Origin of the sequence: Streptomyces sp. NPDC002057, from assembly GCF_040296665.1 — a bacterium.
GTDB lineage: Bacteria > Actinomycetota > Actinomycetes > Streptomycetales > Streptomycetaceae > Streptomyces.
The window spans coordinates 25,583-40,257 of the sequence record NZ_JBEOXR010000066.1 but is presented as its reverse complement, the minus strand read 5'-3'; the positions used below and the strand labels follow the sequence as shown (position 1 = coordinate 40,257).

The 14,675-nt window shown below is 71.8% G+C and carries 18 protein-coding genes; 7 read left to right on the top strand and 11 right to left on the bottom strand.

The features are described from left to right. Positions 1-140: 140 nt before the first annotated feature. The gene (locus ABT129_RS34035; RefSeq protein ID WP_351909382.1) at positions 141-1,004 is read right to left on the bottom strand and encodes a ScbA/BarX family gamma-butyrolactone biosynthesis protein; all 864 of its coding nucleotides are present in this window, start codon (positions 1,002-1,004) and stop codon (positions 141-143) included. 155 nt (positions 1,005-1,159) lie between these two features. Here ABT129_RS34035 and ABT129_RS34030 point away from each other — a divergent pair, with 155 nt between their 5' ends. Continuing rightward, positions 1,160-1,837 carry a ScbR family autoregulator-binding transcription factor gene (locus tag ABT129_RS34030; RefSeq protein ID WP_351909380.1) on the top strand — a complete coding sequence of 226 codons (678 nt, stop codon included), beginning with the start codon at positions 1,160-1,162 and terminating at the stop codon, positions 1,835-1,837. Positions 1,838-1,851: 14 nt separating this feature from the next. Here ABT129_RS34030 and ABT129_RS34025 read toward each other — a convergent pair whose 3' ends face one another. Beyond that, entirely contained in the window at positions 1,852-2,685 is an 834-nt protein-coding gene (locus tag ABT129_RS34025; protein ID WP_351909379.1) for an AfsR/SARP family transcriptional regulator, read from the bottom strand. 47 nt (positions 2,686-2,732) lie between these two features. Beyond that, positions 2,733-3,902: an IS701 family transposase gene (locus ABT129_RS34020; protein ID WP_351909377.1), complete on the bottom strand. Its 1,170-nt coding sequence runs from the start codon at positions 3,900-3,902 to the stop codon at positions 2,733-2,735. Between the two features lie 209 nt (positions 3,903-4,111). Between ABT129_RS34020 and ABT129_RS34015 the strand changes: the two genes are divergently transcribed. After that, on the top strand, positions 4,112-4,786 hold the full coding sequence (locus ABT129_RS34015; RefSeq protein WP_351909375.1) for a 2-phosphosulfolactate phosphatase: 675 nt from the start codon (positions 4,112-4,114) through the stop codon (positions 4,784-4,786). A gap of 62 nt (positions 4,787-4,848) precedes the next feature. Here the strand turns inward: ABT129_RS34015 and ABT129_RS34010 are convergent, their stop codons facing one another. Then, the gene (locus ABT129_RS34010) at positions 4,849-5,475 is read right to left on the bottom strand and encodes a hypothetical protein (protein ID WP_351909373.1); all 627 of its coding nucleotides are present in this window, start codon (positions 5,473-5,475) and stop codon (positions 4,849-4,851) included. A gap of 381 nt (positions 5,476-5,856) precedes the next feature. On the opposite strand from ABT129_RS34010, the gene ABT129_RS34005 reads away from it, so the two are divergent. Then, positions 5,857-6,354, top strand: a complete 498-nt coding sequence (locus ABT129_RS34005) for a hypothetical protein (protein WP_502981992.1) — start codon at positions 5,857-5,859, stop codon at positions 6,352-6,354. Positions 6,355-6,431: 77 nt separating this feature from the next. On the opposite strand, the gene ABT129_RS34000 is transcribed toward ABT129_RS34005, so the two are convergent. Further along, complete coding sequence (locus ABT129_RS34000; protein WP_351909371.1) at positions 6,432-7,109, bottom strand: hypothetical protein; 678 nt, start codon at positions 7,107-7,109, stop codon at positions 6,432-6,434. Positions 7,110-7,369: 260 nt separating this feature from the next. Here ABT129_RS34000 and ABT129_RS33995 point away from each other — a divergent pair, with 260 nt between their 5' ends. Then, a complete protein-coding gene (locus tag ABT129_RS33995) occupies positions 7,370-7,633 on the top strand; it encodes a hypothetical protein (RefSeq protein ID WP_351909384.1) in 264 nt (87 codons plus the stop codon). Positions 7,634-7,731: 98 nt separating this feature from the next. Here the strand turns inward: ABT129_RS33995 and ABT129_RS33990 are convergent, their stop codons facing one another. From ABT129_RS33990 to ABT129_RS33970, 5 genes are all read right to left on the bottom strand, one after another. Next, positions 7,732-8,325, bottom strand: a complete 594-nt coding sequence (locus ABT129_RS33990; protein ID WP_351909369.1) for a GNAT family N-acetyltransferase — start codon at positions 8,323-8,325, stop codon at positions 7,732-7,734. A 153-nt stretch (positions 8,326-8,478) separates the two neighbouring features. Further along, on the bottom strand, positions 8,479-9,309 hold the full coding sequence (locus ABT129_RS33985) for a glycoside hydrolase domain-containing protein (protein WP_351909367.1): 831 nt from the start codon (positions 9,307-9,309) through the stop codon (positions 8,479-8,481). A 171-nt stretch (positions 9,310-9,480) separates the two neighbouring features. After that, entirely contained in the window at positions 9,481-9,861 is a 381-nt protein-coding gene (locus ABT129_RS33980; protein WP_351909365.1) for an FKBP-type peptidyl-prolyl cis-trans isomerase, read from the bottom strand. A 144-nt stretch (positions 9,862-10,005) separates the two neighbouring features. After that, positions 10,006-10,809, bottom strand: coding sequence for a MerR family transcriptional regulator (locus ABT129_RS33975; protein WP_351909363.1), 804 nt, complete (start codon positions 10,807-10,809; stop codon positions 10,006-10,008). Next, the gene (locus ABT129_RS33970; RefSeq protein ID WP_351909361.1) at positions 10,802-11,338 is read right to left on the bottom strand and encodes a VOC family protein; all 537 of its coding nucleotides are present in this window, start codon (positions 11,336-11,338) and stop codon (positions 10,802-10,804) included. The genes ABT129_RS33975 and ABT129_RS33970 overlap by 8 nt, the downstream gene beginning before the upstream one ends. A gap of 136 nt (positions 11,339-11,474) precedes the next feature. Between ABT129_RS33970 and ABT129_RS33965 the strand changes: the two genes are divergently transcribed. The 3 genes from ABT129_RS33965 (at position 11,475) to ABT129_RS33955 (ending at position 14,034) form a co-directional block, all read left to right on the top strand. Beyond that, on the top strand, positions 11,475-12,611 hold the full coding sequence (locus ABT129_RS33965; protein ID WP_351909359.1) for an arylamine N-acetyltransferase family protein: 1,137 nt from the start codon (positions 11,475-11,477) through the stop codon (positions 12,609-12,611). Positions 12,612-12,765: 154 nt separating this feature from the next. After that, the gene (locus tag ABT129_RS33960; protein WP_351909357.1) at positions 12,766-13,587 is read left to right on the top strand and encodes a TauD/TfdA family dioxygenase; all 822 of its coding nucleotides are present in this window, start codon (positions 12,766-12,768) and stop codon (positions 13,585-13,587) included. A 78-nt stretch (positions 13,588-13,665) separates the two neighbouring features. Beyond that, positions 13,666-14,034, top strand: a complete 369-nt coding sequence (locus ABT129_RS33955) for a hypothetical protein (RefSeq protein ID WP_351909355.1) — start codon at positions 13,666-13,668, stop codon at positions 14,032-14,034. A 91-nt stretch (positions 14,035-14,125) separates the two neighbouring features. Here ABT129_RS33955 and ABT129_RS33950 read toward each other — a convergent pair whose 3' ends face one another. Beyond that, the gene (locus ABT129_RS33950) at positions 14,126-14,500 is read right to left on the bottom strand and encodes a PRC-barrel domain-containing protein (protein ID WP_351909353.1); all 375 of its coding nucleotides are present in this window, start codon (positions 14,498-14,500) and stop codon (positions 14,126-14,128) included. Between the last annotated feature and the right edge of the window lie 175 nt (positions 14,501-14,675).

Genomic DNA, 14,675 nt, shown 5'->3' with positions numbered 1-14,675 from the left:
GTGGACAGCGGACCGGTCATCCAGTGCTCGCGGATGACGCGGTTGAGTACCTCGACCACGGCGTCGGCGTCGAGTACGCCGTGGGACGGACCGGTGCCGCCCCCCTTGTCGTGACGCCGTGTGACGGCGGACGACGGGAGTTACTGCGGGCAGTCCATGGTGACGGAGAAGGTGCGCTCACCGTTCTGCACACCCGTCACCTCGACGCGGACGGTCCCCTCGTCGGTCGCCGGGACGACCACGGCGTCGATCAGGCAGGGCGCGTCGAACTCGACGTAGGAGTCGAAGGTGCTCATGACCCGGACGGGGCCGCGCCCCGGTCCGGTGACCGCGTGGGCGGCCTGGTAGGCCGCCTCGATGAGGACGAGGCCGGGGACGTGGTCGACCCGGTGGTCGTACAGCGCGGTGTTGGAGACGTCCGTGCGCAGTTCCCAGCGGTGCGGGGCCGCGGTGGGGGCCAGCAGGACCTCGTGCTCGTGGGCGCGCCCCACGGTGTGTGCCGGGACGGGCGGGGGCACGACGGCCTCTCCCCACGCGACTTCGGCGTGCGCGCCGCGCAGCCGGCGGTAGGCGCCCGGGGCGATCCAGCTGAAGTCGAGGAGGGACTCCGCGACCAGCCGGCCCTCGGACAGGATCGACAGCTCGACCCGTAATGACCTGGGGTTGTTCGGTCTGAACGTTAAGAGAATGAACAGGTTGTCCGGTTTATTTTTTGGGTCGTAAAAATCGCTGGAGACGCTGAAGTCCATCCACTCCATCAGCGTCTGGTGGGACAGCGGAACCGAGAGCTCGGCGTGTCCGATGAGCAGGCAGCTCTGACGGATCGTCTGGGCGAGGAGCAGCTGGACCGAGTCGCCGAAGAGTCCGCCGCGGGGCCAGTGCGCGCTCACCGCGTAGCGGCCGGAGCCGAGGATGGACCAGTTCGTGAGGAGCACGGCCTCCTGCTTGTGCAGATGCACGTACTCCTGGGGCAGACGCTGCACGGGCGCCGCGATCTGGCGCACGACGTGGCTGTGCCGTTGGCGATCGGATAGCAAAGTCTTAGGCATGATCCCCCCCTGGGTCAGGCCGAGATGAGGTGCCGGGGTCCGGCGCGAGATAATATACCGCGTAACCGGTCCGTTTTTCGATAGTAAGAACACAAGTACTAGGGGTGACTGTGGCGCAGCAGGAGCGAGCGATCCGGACCCGAAGGATCATCCTGGAGGCCGCCGCTCAGATCTTCGACGAACGCGGTTACGAGTCCACGACGATCGCCGAGATCCTGGAGCGGTCCGACGTGACCAAGGGGGCTCTCTACTTCCACTTCCCGTCCAAGGGCGATCTGGCACGAGGCGTCCTGGCCGCCGCCGTGACCACCGACGGGGTCCGTCCCCAGGCACTCAAACTGCAGGAACTGGTCGACATCGTTCTCCTGCTGGCCTACCGCCTGCCGCGAGAGCCGATGCTGAGCGCCGCCCTGCGCATGGCGATCGACCTCCAGTCCCGCCGCCAGTTCGGCACCCGCTGGCTCGACTGGACCGAGCTGCTCACCGGCTTCCTCAGGGAGGCCAAGGAGCGCGGCGAGATCCTCCCCGGCGTCGACGAGGAGCAGACCGCCCGCATGCTCGTCTCCTGCTGGACGGGTGTCCAGGTGGTCAACGAGGGCCTGCCCGGCGACTTCGACCTGCCGACCGAGATCGCCTCGCTCTTCCGCCTCATCCTGCCCACCATCACCGAGCCCGACGTCCTGCCCCGCCTGGAGGTCTCGGCCGAGCGGGCCGCCCATCTCCACGACGACATGCCGGCCTGGCGTGCCGAGACGGGGGACACCGAGTTCGTCGGCCTGGCGCCCTGACGCCCCACGGGTGCTCACCCGGAACGGACCGACTCCCACAGGGGCACCACGACGCCGCCGCCACCGCGCGGCGCCGTGGGCGCCGACGGGACCCGCACCGGGCTGAGCACCCGCTCGTGCAACCACTGGATGTCGGGGGACGGTTCGAGCCCCAGCTCCTCCCGCAGGATCCGCCGCACCTTCTGGTAGGCGTCCAGCGCCTCGGCGCGCCGCCCCGCCTGGTGCAGGGCGGCGATCAGCTGCCCGTGGAACCACTCGTTGAGCGGGTAGTCGTGCACCAGCGTCCGCAACTCGGGGACCAGCTCACGCAGCCGCCCGAGCAGCCGCATGGCCTCGATCCGCAGCTCCAGCGCCCTGATCCGTAACTCCCCCAGGTGGACGATCCGCCCGGCGAGGACGTCGCCGGCCGGCACGTTGGAGAGCACGGGGCCGCGCCACAGGTCGAGCGCCGTGCCGAGGGCGTCGGCCGCCGACTCGTACCGGCCCGCCCGGAGCTCGTCCTTGCCCCGCCCGACGAGCCGCTCGAAGACCTTGATGTCGATCGCCGCGTCCTCGACGTGCATCGTGTACCCGCCGAACCGCGTGGTCAGCACCGAGTGCTCGGTGTCCGGACGGGCGTCCTCGGTGAGCAGTCTGCGCGCGTGGTGCACGTACGTCTGCACCGTGTTGAGCGCCGAACGCGGCGGACTGTGCTGCCACAGCTCCTGGATGAAGGTGTCCGGCGTCACGAGGTCGTTGGCGTGGGTGAGGAGCACGGCCAGGATCTGGGAGACCTTGGGGGTTCCCACCGGGAGGACCGCACCGTTGTCGGCGATGATCTGGAACGGTCCGATGAGGTTGAATCGCATGACGCACTCTCCTTCAGGGCGCGGACGTCTCGGATGGTGGGACCGGATCAGCCGGCCCCGAGCAGCAGCGGACTCAGGGCCGTCCGGTGCGGGGCGTCGGACCCCAGCACGGCCCGCACATGGGCGAGATGGGCCACCGAGGCCAGCGTGATGTGACGGTGCCAGCCCTGGAACGACCGTCCGGCGAAGTCGCGCAGCCCCACCCGCGAGGCCACCAGCGCGTCGTCGCGGTCCACCACGTCGGCGAGCCGGGCCAGGCGCAGCACGTCGGCGGGGCGCATCCGGCCGTCGGCCAGCCACAGCCGCGCGGCCGACAGGTCGGACTCGGGCCACTGGGCCACCAGGAGCCGCGGTGCGAGCCCGGGCCCTCCCGGCAGCATGACGGGCACGGCCATGGACAGGGACCGGCCGCCCGAGGCGATCCGGGCGCCCGGCCGCCAGAGCCGCCGCAGGGAACCGACGAGCAAGCCCGCGGCGAGGGGCAGATCACCGTGGCCGGGCAACGCCAGCGGGTCGACCCGCAACCGCAGCCGCGGCTCCACCCGCTGCACCAGCGGCACACCGGCCCGCCCGAAGCGCCGCCCCAGAGCCACCGGATCGAGCCCCGGCGCGTCGAGCACCACGGGAAGGGGGGTCCCGGAGAGCGAACGGGCGGCCCGCAGGGCGACGTCCCCGGCGTTCTCCTCCGCGCTCAGCGCCCGGCTGGTCGCCGGTATGTGCGCCCGCTGCCGCCGTGACAGGTCGTCGATCCAGCCGGCCGACAGGACGAGCTGCCAGTTCACCGGCACGCCCGCGGCCGGCGAGGCCAGCCAGGCGCCGTAGGACTGCTGTCCGGTGACGGTCCGTCCGAGCTGCGGAGCGAAGTACTCCGCCACCCCGACCGAATGTCCGCCCGCCTTGGGGACGACGGTGGGACGCACCACCCAGGCCCGGGCCCCGAGCGCCTCGTCCGTGCGCAGGGCGAGCGCACGCCGCACCGGCTCCCACTCCCAGGAGGACTCACTGATGAAGTGGTGGACGCTCTGCCGGCGTGCCGCCTGCCCGCCCAACTGCTGCGCCACGTTGCGCAAGGTCTTCCGCCCGTGCGCCCCCAGCAGCCCGACGACGTACTCACCGGCCTTCGCCCGCTGGTCGTTCCTCGGTAAGGAGTCGAACAGGTCAAGGGGTATCCCGGCGACCGTCTCGCGGAACGTCGGACCGATCGAAGGCGAGTGCATGTCTCATAACTCCCTGCGAAACCCAGGTGTCCCGTGCCCGCTCAAGGCACGCCGAAGAAGAGCCGCACCGAGCGAGTGCCGCTCGGCGAGCCACTCCCAAATGAAACCACACACCCGGTTTGTTGTGTGGATCCCGTGGTCACGGACCTTCCGGTCAGCCCTGGGGGGCGCCGGGCGCCCCGGGCAGGGCATGCGTGATCATGACCCGGATGGACACCCGATTCCTTGGTATCGCAGATCTGGTCGAGACCCCGTCCGTGGCGGTCGTGGTTGACGTCATGCGCGCTTTCACCGTGGCCGCCTGGGCCTTCGCCCAGGGGGCGGAGAAGATCGTTCTCGCCGAGTCGCTGGACGAGGCCCTGGCGATCAAGGCACGCCACCCGAACGCGGTGGCGCTCAAGGACGGCCCGCCCGCGCCCGGGTTCGACCTGGTCAACTCGCCGGGCCTGCTGCGCTCCGCCGACCTCGGTGGACGGACCGTCGTGCAGAAGACCACGGCGGGGACGGTCGGCGCCCTCGCGGTGAAGGAGGCGTCACTCGTGCTGTGCGCGAGCTTCGTCGTGGCGGAGGCGACGGCCCGGATCCTGCGGACACGCGCCGGCGACGGCGTCACGTTCGTGGTCACCGGCGAGGACGGGCAGGCCGAGGAGGACCTGGCGTGCGCCCAGTACATCGCCCGGCGAGCCGTCGAGGCCGGGACGGACGCCACCGGATTCCTCCACCGCGCCGCGGAGTCGCGCGCCGCCGCCGAACTGGCGCAGGGGATACGCCAGGGCGTCCACCCCGACGACATCGCGCTCTGCCTCGAACTCGACCGCTTCCCCTTCGCGATGGTGGCGTCCCCGGAGGACTCGCTCATGGTGCTGCGCCCGTACGCCATGTGACGTCCGGTCACGGCACGGCACGGCCGGCGCCGACAGGGCGGCGCGGGCCGTGCCGGCCCGCGTCACACGGTCGAAGGCCGACCGGGCAGGGCGTGCGCGAGAAGGAACTCGGTCGCTCCCGCGATCGCCTCGGCGTAGGTGCCGTGGACGGGCTCGGACTCCTTCTCGCGCCGGTCCGCGCCGGTGGCGGTGTACCACCAGGCGTCGGCGTCGGCGTCGTGGTGCACGACGGCCGTACCCCCCGCGTAGTGGAGCGGGATGGACTCGCTGGCGGACTTCCTGACCACGGCGTGGGGCCACTTGAGACGGGCGGACTGCCGCTTGATGCCGCCCCAGGCGGCACCGAGCTGGGCGTAGTTCGCCCCGCTGCGCCCGGCGACGGTGGCGGCGCTCTCCGCCAGCCGGTCGACGGACTGCTTGGCCTCGTACAGGGCCCGCAGAAGCGCCAGCTGCACATCGGGCGCCGCCATGAGCACGGGGTCGAAGGGCGCGCCGGCGGCGCGGTAGGCCAGCGCGCGGGTCGAGATCCGCTCGGCCAGGGCCCGGACCGCGTCGTGGACGCGCTCGTCCATGGTGAACGTGTCGTCGGTGGTGGGCTCGTTCCACGGGGGCTCCACGAGGGTCGTGAAGGTGGCCCAGAAGTTCTCGTCGCTCTTGTCGGGAGTCGGGATCCCAGCCGCAGCACTCATGCGACAAGTATACCTGTCAAAAAGAGCTAGCGACAGGATTACCTGTCGTGGCCGGTGCTCGCCCTCCAGGGGCGGGAACGGGCGGCGAGCGACCCTAGCGACCGACGTTCGGACTCTGCGCGCGGATTCACCGCTCAGGAACCGCCGAACACGCCTCCACCGTCCGACAGGAGCCCGTGCACGGCCCTCGGCCCCCCACCCACGCCCCGGCGCCACCCCGCCCCGACAGAGCCCGCGTCAGGCCGTGTCGCCACCGCCCTTCGATCGACCTGGGGCCTCTCCGGGTCCTCCTCGGCGACCGCACGGGTCCCCCGACAGGGGGAGACGGCCCGCCGCGGCGGACGACGCGCGGCGGGCGTGTCCGAAGCCAGCATGGACGCCATGCCGACAACCACCGCCCACCTCCCCGCCTCCACCCCCGGGCCCGCGCCCGCCTGGGCCCGCCGCGCGGCCCACGCCATAGCCCTCTGCGCGCTCCCGTCCGGTCTGTGGCGCATCGCCATGGCCTCCGGGGTCTTTGTGGGCTACAGCGACCAGGTACTGCGCGACGTCTTCGACATCCCGGGCTGGGGCATCGCGTACGTCGTCGGCCTCTCCGTCCTCGCCGAGCTGGCCGCCCTGTCACCGCTGCTGCTCGTCAGCGACCGCTGGCGGCCGCTGCGCCCCCGGACCCTCGCCCCGCTGGCCTGGACCGCCTCGGGCCTCCTGGTCCTGGTGGCGCTGTGGCAACTCGTGGTCGCCTTCACCGTCGAGAGCCAGAGCTACATGTCGAGCGACACGGCCATGACCGTCTGGTGGATCGCCTTCGCCCCGCTGTTCGCCATCCCCGCCCTGATGACCGCGGTCACCTGGTCGTACGCGCGACGGCACCGGTCATGAGGACTCGCCCGCCCCACCCCACCGACAGCGTCCCCCCGGTCACGACCGCTTCTACGCCTGGCCGGCCGAGGGGCGGGTCACCAGTCGACGTGCGCGGTGATCCACGCCTCCAGGCCGTCCGCGTCCCCCTCGGGCGGCAGATCGGGCCCGTGGCGGAGCGGGGTGTACGACAGCTGGAGGTGGGTGAGGTAGCCGTACGGGCCGTTGTCCGACGCCGGTCCGAGGACCAGCGCGTGGGTGGGGGTCCGCCAGACGCGGTGCGTCAGGGGGAGACCGGTGACCACGGCGGCGGATGACACGAGCGTCCGCTCCGGGCCCGGGCCGAGACACTCCGTCACGGCCCGCGCCGCCTGGGCGAGCACGTCCTCGCAGTCCTGGCCGGTGCCCGGCCGACGGCCGCTCCAGCCGGGCAGGCTCTGCCAGTCGTCCATGAGGCCGGTCAACCACGGCCCGTTGCCCGCGCCGTCCTCGTCGTCCGGATCGACGGGGTGGACCTCGCCGAAGACCAGGAAGTGCCGGGCGTCCGGGTACCCGAAGGGAATGTAGCCCTCCGAACACAGCACATGCCCGTGCCCGGTACGCAGGGAGTCGCAGACCAGGTCGTGCTCCCAGCTCCACCCGCGCCGCCGGACCACCTCCTCGACGACGTCGTCGGAGACCCGCGGCTCGGCGGGCAGCGCGAGGAGCTCGGCGACGGCCGCGACGGTCAGGGGCCGGTGAGCGAGGGCGTGTACGGGAACCGGCGCGCGCTCCACGGTTCAGCCCCGTCCCGCGTCGTCGGCGCCGCGGGAGGCCAGGACGGTGACGGCCGTCGGGACGACATGCTCGATGATCATCTCCGAAGCCTAGGACGTACGGCGTGACTCCCCCCGACCGGGAGGCATCTGGCTCAGGCAACCCACCGCGGAGCCCCGACGTCCCCTTTCATGAAGGACGGCTGACGATCACCCCGGGAGAACACGTGGCGAAGGACCGGACGACGGACGCGGCGAGGGAGAAGGACCGCGAGAAGTGGATGGCGCGCTTCCAGGTACGACTGGCCATGCAGCCGGGCGTGGACCGGGCGATCGTGCTCCAGGCGGTCAAGGACGTCACGGCGCACTGCGCGGAAACGGGAGAGGACCCGCGCAGCGCCTTCGGCGACCCGGACGCCCACGCCCTGCGGACCGCCGAACGGCTGGTGCCGGAGGACCGGGCGGCGCGCGAGAGGCGGCGCGACGGCAAGGTGGCCGCGCTGGAGTCCGTGCTCAAGAGGGCCAGGGACGCCACGGGCCTGTGACGCACAGCCGATAGCCCTGCTTGCCGCGTACCCGCGTACCCGCGTACCCGCGTACCCGCGAAGCCCCTGGCCCCGAAGGCCCAAGCCTCCGTAGGCCCTCACTCCGGCCAGGGGTCACCCTGCACCCGCGCGTGCAGATGCTCGTCGTGCCAGCCGTCCGAGTGCAGCAGGGCGCTTCGCATCGTCCCTTCGAGAGCGAACCCCGCCTTCTCCGCCACCCGGCAGGAGGCGTCGTTGGCGACGGAGTGGGTGATGCGGAGACGGTGCAGACCGAGGTCCTCCAAGGCCCACCGGCTGACGCGGACGACCGCGTCGACCATGGCCCCGCGACCACGGCCGGCGGGGAGCAGCCAGTACAGGAACTCGGCGCCGCCTCCGCCGAGATCGAAGTCGGCCAGACCGATCAGGCCCACGGGGCTGCCGCCCCCCGGTTCGGCGATCGCCCAGATCGCCGCCTCCTCGGTCCGCCAGCGCTTCTCCCAGCGCGCGACCCGGTCGCGCGCGTCCTTCAGGGACAGGTCTCCCGGCCGGTTCCATCGCTGGACGTCAGGGTCCCGGCACGCGTCCATGACGACCTCGGCGTCGTCAAGCCGCCAAGGACGCAGCTCAAGGCCGTTGGCCAGGCCGAACACGGGCTGCTCGGTCCGGCTCATCCGGCCCGGGGGAACAACGGCGGGTATGGGAACGATCATCCGGGCATCATGCCGCATCCGCGAGGGCCGAACCGGCCGGCGCGGGCAGCGAAGCCGGCACCGGGGACGCGTACCGACCGCGCCCCCCCCCGCGAACCGGCTCGTCCTCCGTCAGCCGTCCTCCGTCAGCCGGCAGCCGTCAGCCGGCAGCCGTCAGCCGATGATGGCGACCGGGGCGTCCCAGGCGTTGCGGTCGACGGTGATGGTGTGGCCGCCGCGGGTCTCCTTGCTGTTGGCCTTGTACTGGTGGGCGCGGCTGTGGTCGGTGTACAGCTTCGGGTCCCAGGGCCAGTCCTTGGTGGTGGTCTCCTGGCCGTTCCACAGCGCGTACCAGAGGTTGCCCGGCAGGTCCGTGCGGTTCTTGGCGGTGGCGATCGCCTTGGCGCTGGAGCTGCTGAAGCCGTAGAGGCCGGCGCGGTAGGTCTTGGCGCGCAGCGTCTTGGTGAAGGCCCGCACGTAGGTGAGGGTGGCGTCGTTGCACGCCTTGTCGGCGATGTCGTACGACTCCATGTTGAGGTAGATCGGGCTGCCGGCCTTCATGCCGAGTGCCGAGGCCTTGGCGACCGCGTCGTTGGCGTTGCTCGCGCCGACCGAGGCCGCGTTGGCCGCGGTGAACCTCTCCTTGTTCCTGCTCTTCTGGCAGGGCGGCTGGGCGCCGACGTAGAGCGGGACCACGCGCCAGCCGAGCGTGTCGACCGACTTCACCCAGGACTTGGTCAGGTTGGGCTGGGCGCAACCGCGGTTCTTGCCCCCGACGTAGACGGCGACACCGCCGTAGTAGCCGTCCTTCTTCCATGCCTTCATCGCGGTGAGCGACGGCGCCGTGCAGGCGTCGAACGCGCGGCCCGTGTACGTCTTCTGGGCCGGCCACGGCGTGGCCGCCATCGAGGTCTGCGCCGCGATCCCGGCACCGGCCACGACCACGACACCGGTCGTCGCCAGGGCTATGTAGCGGCCCTTCCTGGACAGCCTGTGCTTCGACATTCCCCACCCCATCCGACATCGGGCCCCGGGCTCCCGGAGCCCGCCCACCCTAACCGGCAGCGACCCGCCGTGATCTACCGCCCCGAGCCCCGCTCGCGCCCTGCCCGAGCCCCGCCCCGAGCCCCGGAATCGGACACCACAGCCACGCAAGGGGGCGGGCGGCAGCGGGCCTCAGGCCGTGGCCGAGAGCAGGTCCACCACGAAGACCAGCGTCGAACCCGCCGGGATCAACGGCGAGGGCGACTGCTTGCCGTACCCCAGACGCGGGGGAACGATGATCTCGCGCCGACCGCCGACCTTCATCCCCCGGATCCCGCGGTCCCAGCCCTTGATGACCCTGCCACCGCCCACGGCGAACTTGAACGGCTCGCCCCGGTCCCAGGACGCGTCGAACTCCTTGCCGGACTCGAAGGTGACCCCGACGTAGTGAACCCGGACGACCTTGCCCGGCTTCGCCTCGGCCCCGTCGCCGACGACGAGATCCCGGATCGTCAGCTCGGTGGGAGCGTCACCCTCCGGAAGGTCGATCTCGGGCTTCGTCGGTTCGCTCATCGCAACCTCATCACTCTCCGCCGGAGGCCCTCGTACGGACCTGCCGGGACGCGTGGTCACTCCACGCGGCGGATGATCACGCTACCGAGAAAGCGCCTCCGGGGAGCGGCCACAGGTCAGAGGCGCGCGCGAGGGTCTTGCGCCCTACCGCCAGGTCGCCGTGTCGGGGTCGATGCCGTGGGCACGTGCGCTGGCGTCGGTGATGCGACGGAACCAGGTGGCGAGGCCGGGGCGGATGCCGTCGTAATGCGCGGCGAATCCCGGATCCGCCTCGTACATGCGGCCGAGGCAGACCTGCATTTCCCTGGTGAGGGGAAAGTACGAGGCGAAGACCTCGCGGTGTCGCTCGACGAGCCGATCGGCCTCGGGGCTGCCAGGCGCGACGTCGGCGTCCATGGCCTCCCCGAGGGCGCGGTCGAGGCCGGCGACGGCCTCGGCGACGGCCTGCCACTCCTCCGGACCGCGCGAGGCCGAGAGCTCGGCGTACCGCCGCCACTGCGTCGTGTCTCCGTACCGCTGACGTGCTTCGGCAGGCCAGTCCGGGTTCCATGCGTGGCCGAAGATCGCGGCCTGCTGCTCGACGGTCAGCAGCGGGCCGCGCTCGTGGGCGTCGATCATCCGGTCCACTCCGGACATGAGCCGCTGGAGGCGGTCGATCCGCTCGGCGACCTGGGTGCGCTGCGCGCGCAACGCGCCGGTCACGTCCGCCGTCGTGTCGTCCAGGACGGCCCGGATCCCGTCCAGGCCGAGCCCGACCTCACGGTAGGCGACGATGCGGTGCAGACGCTCCAGATCACCCCTGGTGTAGAGCCGGTACCCGGCAGCCGTGCGCAGCGACGGCCGCGCCAGGCCGATCTCGTCCCAGTGGTGCAGCGCGCGGACGGTCACGCCCAGATACGCCGAGACCTGACCGACAGTCAGGCCGTCGGCGTCGGTGGTGTCAGGCATGCCGCTCATTGTCGCCGGGACCGGCGCCGGGCGGCGTGATCCCGATGGCCGCGAGGTTCCGCGCCTCCTGACCGGCCGGATCGAAGGGCTTCGCCGCGGTGAAGACGATCCGTGCGTTCTCGGGGGTGGTCACCTCCACGTCGCGGGTGTTCCAGGGAGTGTCCCGTGGACCGTCCACCGAGTCCGGGCGCACCGCACGGCACGCCTCGACAAGGGAATCGACCTGGCCGAGCACGCACGCGAAACCGAGGCTCATCGCCGGCACCTGCTCCGAAGCGCTTCCCTCCGAGACGAGGAGGACGTCCTGGAACGCCCACCGGCGCAGGTGTACGAGCCTGCCGGGGATGCTGAAGAGCTCGAAGAACCCGAGGCCGCGAACCCAGAAGTCCACCGACGCCGACAGGTCGCCGGTGGGGATCGTCGCGAACGCGGGCATTCCGTAGATGCCGCGGAACAGCTCCGGCGGAACCGCGTCCGGGCCGGGATCGGGCACGGGGCTGATGTCGAACGCGTTGTAGTAGTCGCTCATGGGCCCCACCCTCCAGCCTCACGCAACGTGAGGGTCAAGCGGACCGTGAACCCCACCCTGCCCGGTACCGACACGCGGATCAGAACAGGGAGCCCATGCTTGACCTCAAGCGAGGTCGAGGCAGGAGGCTGGAACCATGAACATCCGGCCGTCCGACACCGGGAGCACCCCGACGCCCGCCCCGACCCCCGAGACACCCACTCCGGAGGGGCCCACCAGCCCAGGGGCCCGCACCCCTGAGTCACCCACCCCCGACGCCTCGCCCCCCGACGCCTCGCCCCCCGACGCCTCGCCCCGCGACGCCTCGCCCCCCGCCCCCGGGACCCCCGCCCCCGGGACCCCCCAGGCCGGCCCGACGGACCACCGACCCGACCGATGGTCCGGCGAGCTCCTCGACCTCGACGCCTACCTGGCCCGCATCGGCTACGACGGCCCCCGCGAGCCCACCCTCGCCGCCCTGCGCGACCTCCAGCGCGCCCACACCACCGGCATCCCCTTCGAGAACGTCCACGCCCTCCTCGGCCGGGACCTGCCACTCGACCTGCCCTCCATCGAGGACCGCCTCGTCCGCGACCGCCGCGGCGGCTACTGCTTCGAGCACGTCCTCCTCTTCGCCGCCGCCCTCGAACGCCTCGGATTCCACGTCACCGGCATGATCGGACGGGTCAGCCTCGGCGCGCCCAAGGTGCTCCCCGCCACCCACGCCCTGCTCGCCGTCACCGCCCGCGACGACGCACGCGAGTGGCTGTGCGACGTCGGCTTCGGGGCGGGTCCGCTCGGGCCCGTCGAACTCGCCGACGGGGCCCACACCACGTACGACGGCTGGCAGCACCGACTGGAACGGCGCCCCGGCACCCACGGCATCGACCAGTGGTGGCTGCACCAGACCGCCCCCAACCCGTCCGGGCCGGACGACGACCCCGAGCGGGCCTCGACCCCCTGGATCGACCGGCACACCTTCACCCTGACCGCCCAGTACCCGATCGACTACGCCGTCGGCAGCCACTTCGTGGGTACGAACACGCGCTCCCCCTTCGTCCGCCGGCTCTTCGCACAGCGTATGACCCCGACCGCCCACCACAGCCTGGACGACCTGACGCTCGTCACGACCCGCCCCGACGGGACGAGCACCACCGAGGAGATCGCCCCCGAGGCCCTCGACGGAACCCTGCGCGAGGTCTTCGGGATCGCCCTCACCCAGGAGGAACTCCACGAGATCACCGCCCGCCGCCCGCCCGCCGACCGCCCAAGCTCCCACGACGTGACGACGTGACGACGTGACGACGTGACGACGTGACGACGTGACGGCGTGACGGCGTGACGCATGCAGGGCGAGGGTCCCGGGCAGAGATCCCGCTGCCCCGCACGGCCGAGGAAGAGACGGGAGGCAGGACGTGACACAGCGGGCCGCTGCTGAAGGACCCCTGGTGTGGGATCGGGACTCGCTGCGCCAGGACGACTGGCTCGTCCGGCTACCGCCCCCGACCGGGTCGGGCGCACCCGACGCGGAAGCCCTGGCCCAGGCCTGGACGACGGCGGCCGAGCGCGTCGACCGATGCCTTCGCGAAGGGCCCGGGTTCGCCGTCGTACGAGGCCTGGGACTGGACGGATCGTCCGACGGGGAATGCGCGGACACGGCCGGGCGACTGGGCCGGTCGCTGGGAGAGGTACGACCGAGCGGAACCCCGGCGGACCGGCTGGTGACCGCCGGAACGCAATCGGCGGGGGAGGACCGGGGCAACGGCGCGCTGCCGCCCCACACCGACCGGTCGCCGCAACAGCGCCCACCGCGAGTGCTCGGCCTGCTGTGCGTGAGGCCGGGGAGCACCGGCGGTGAGTCGGTACTGGTCAGCGGAGCCACCGTGCACAACCGCCTGCTGACCGAACGACCCGACCTGCTCGACCGCCTTTACCGGCAGGTCCACTTCGGGCGGGGCGACGGGTTCGACCGGTTCTTTCCCGTGTTCCGCCGGCCACCCGGGTCGGGAAGGCTGGAGACCCTCTACAACCGCCACCACATCGAACGCGGCCAGCACGAGACGGGCCATCCCGTCTCGGGCGCGCTCCGGGCGGCACTGGACGCGTTCGACGAGATCCTGACCGACCCAGGGGCAGCAGTGCGGGTCACCCTGCACCGGGGCGACTTCCTCCTGGTCGACAACAGACACGTCCTGCACGGAAGGACCGCCTTCACCGACGCGCACGACCCCCTGCTGTCCCGGTGCCTGGTCCGCATGTGGGCCGACTGAACCGCCGAGCACCGAATCGAGAACATCGGTGATCACAGACCTGGAGCGCGGCGCGCGTCGCGAGACTAGGCTCCGGGGATGGAGCGAGCCGAGGTTCTGAAGCGCGTGATCGCCATCCTGACGGAGGCTCAGGAGATCCGCCGGGCCGTGGAGGACGAGGACGGCGCCGAGGGCGCGTCCGACCTGGCACCGCGGGTGGTCACGCAGATGCTGAACGAGATGCTGCCCCACATCAGAGTGCCGGCGGACGCCGCTCCCCAGGACGTCGCCCGGCTCCTCGCCGTGGCCCTCGGTCCCGCGCTGCACACCATGATCTCCGGCTTCACCCTCGCCTTCACCAGTCTCGCCATGACGCACGACGAGGGACGGACGGACGTCTCCTCGGCCGAGGTGCTGCAGACTCTCGCCCTCCAGGTGGAGGCGGGCCGCTTCGACGAGGGAACCTGAGGGTCCCGGCGGACGCGGCAGCCGTCCGGCCACCCCGCGCGACGCGCGGGGTGGCCGGACGGAGGAGATCCCGGTGGCGGGGACGCGGGCGTCAGATGGCGCCCACACCGCCGGAGAAGGGTCCGCCCGTGCGGTAGTAGGAGGAGATCTCCTCGCGGTACTGCTGGTCGGCGAGGTGCTTCTCGGAGTGGAACTCCGGCGCGTCCTTGACCTGCTCCTTGGAGAGTCCGAGGTAGAGCGTCTGCTCGACCAGGTCGACACGGACCACGGAGCTCGCGGGAATGAGCACCTCCTTGCCGAAGATCCACACACCGGTGTCCACGACCACGTAGGCGTCACCGGCCTCGTCGGAGTGCTTGTCCACCTTGCCGATGTGCCCGTCGCTCGCCTCGACCCGCCAGCCGGTGAGGTCGGTGCCCCCCAGGTGCCCGGACGACGTGCTGTAACTCCACTGACGGTCGGTCATGTCCTCAGCTCCTCTGCCTCGTAGAGCCGTGCTCCCGCTCCTGCTGCCGCCGGAACTCGGAGTTCCCGGCCGCTACGCCGAACGGTCGTCGCACGGGAGGGCGGGCTCGACCACCCTCGACCGTCCGCCTGCCCACAGGAACCAGCTCCACACCCCGGCCCCCCGGACCGCCACC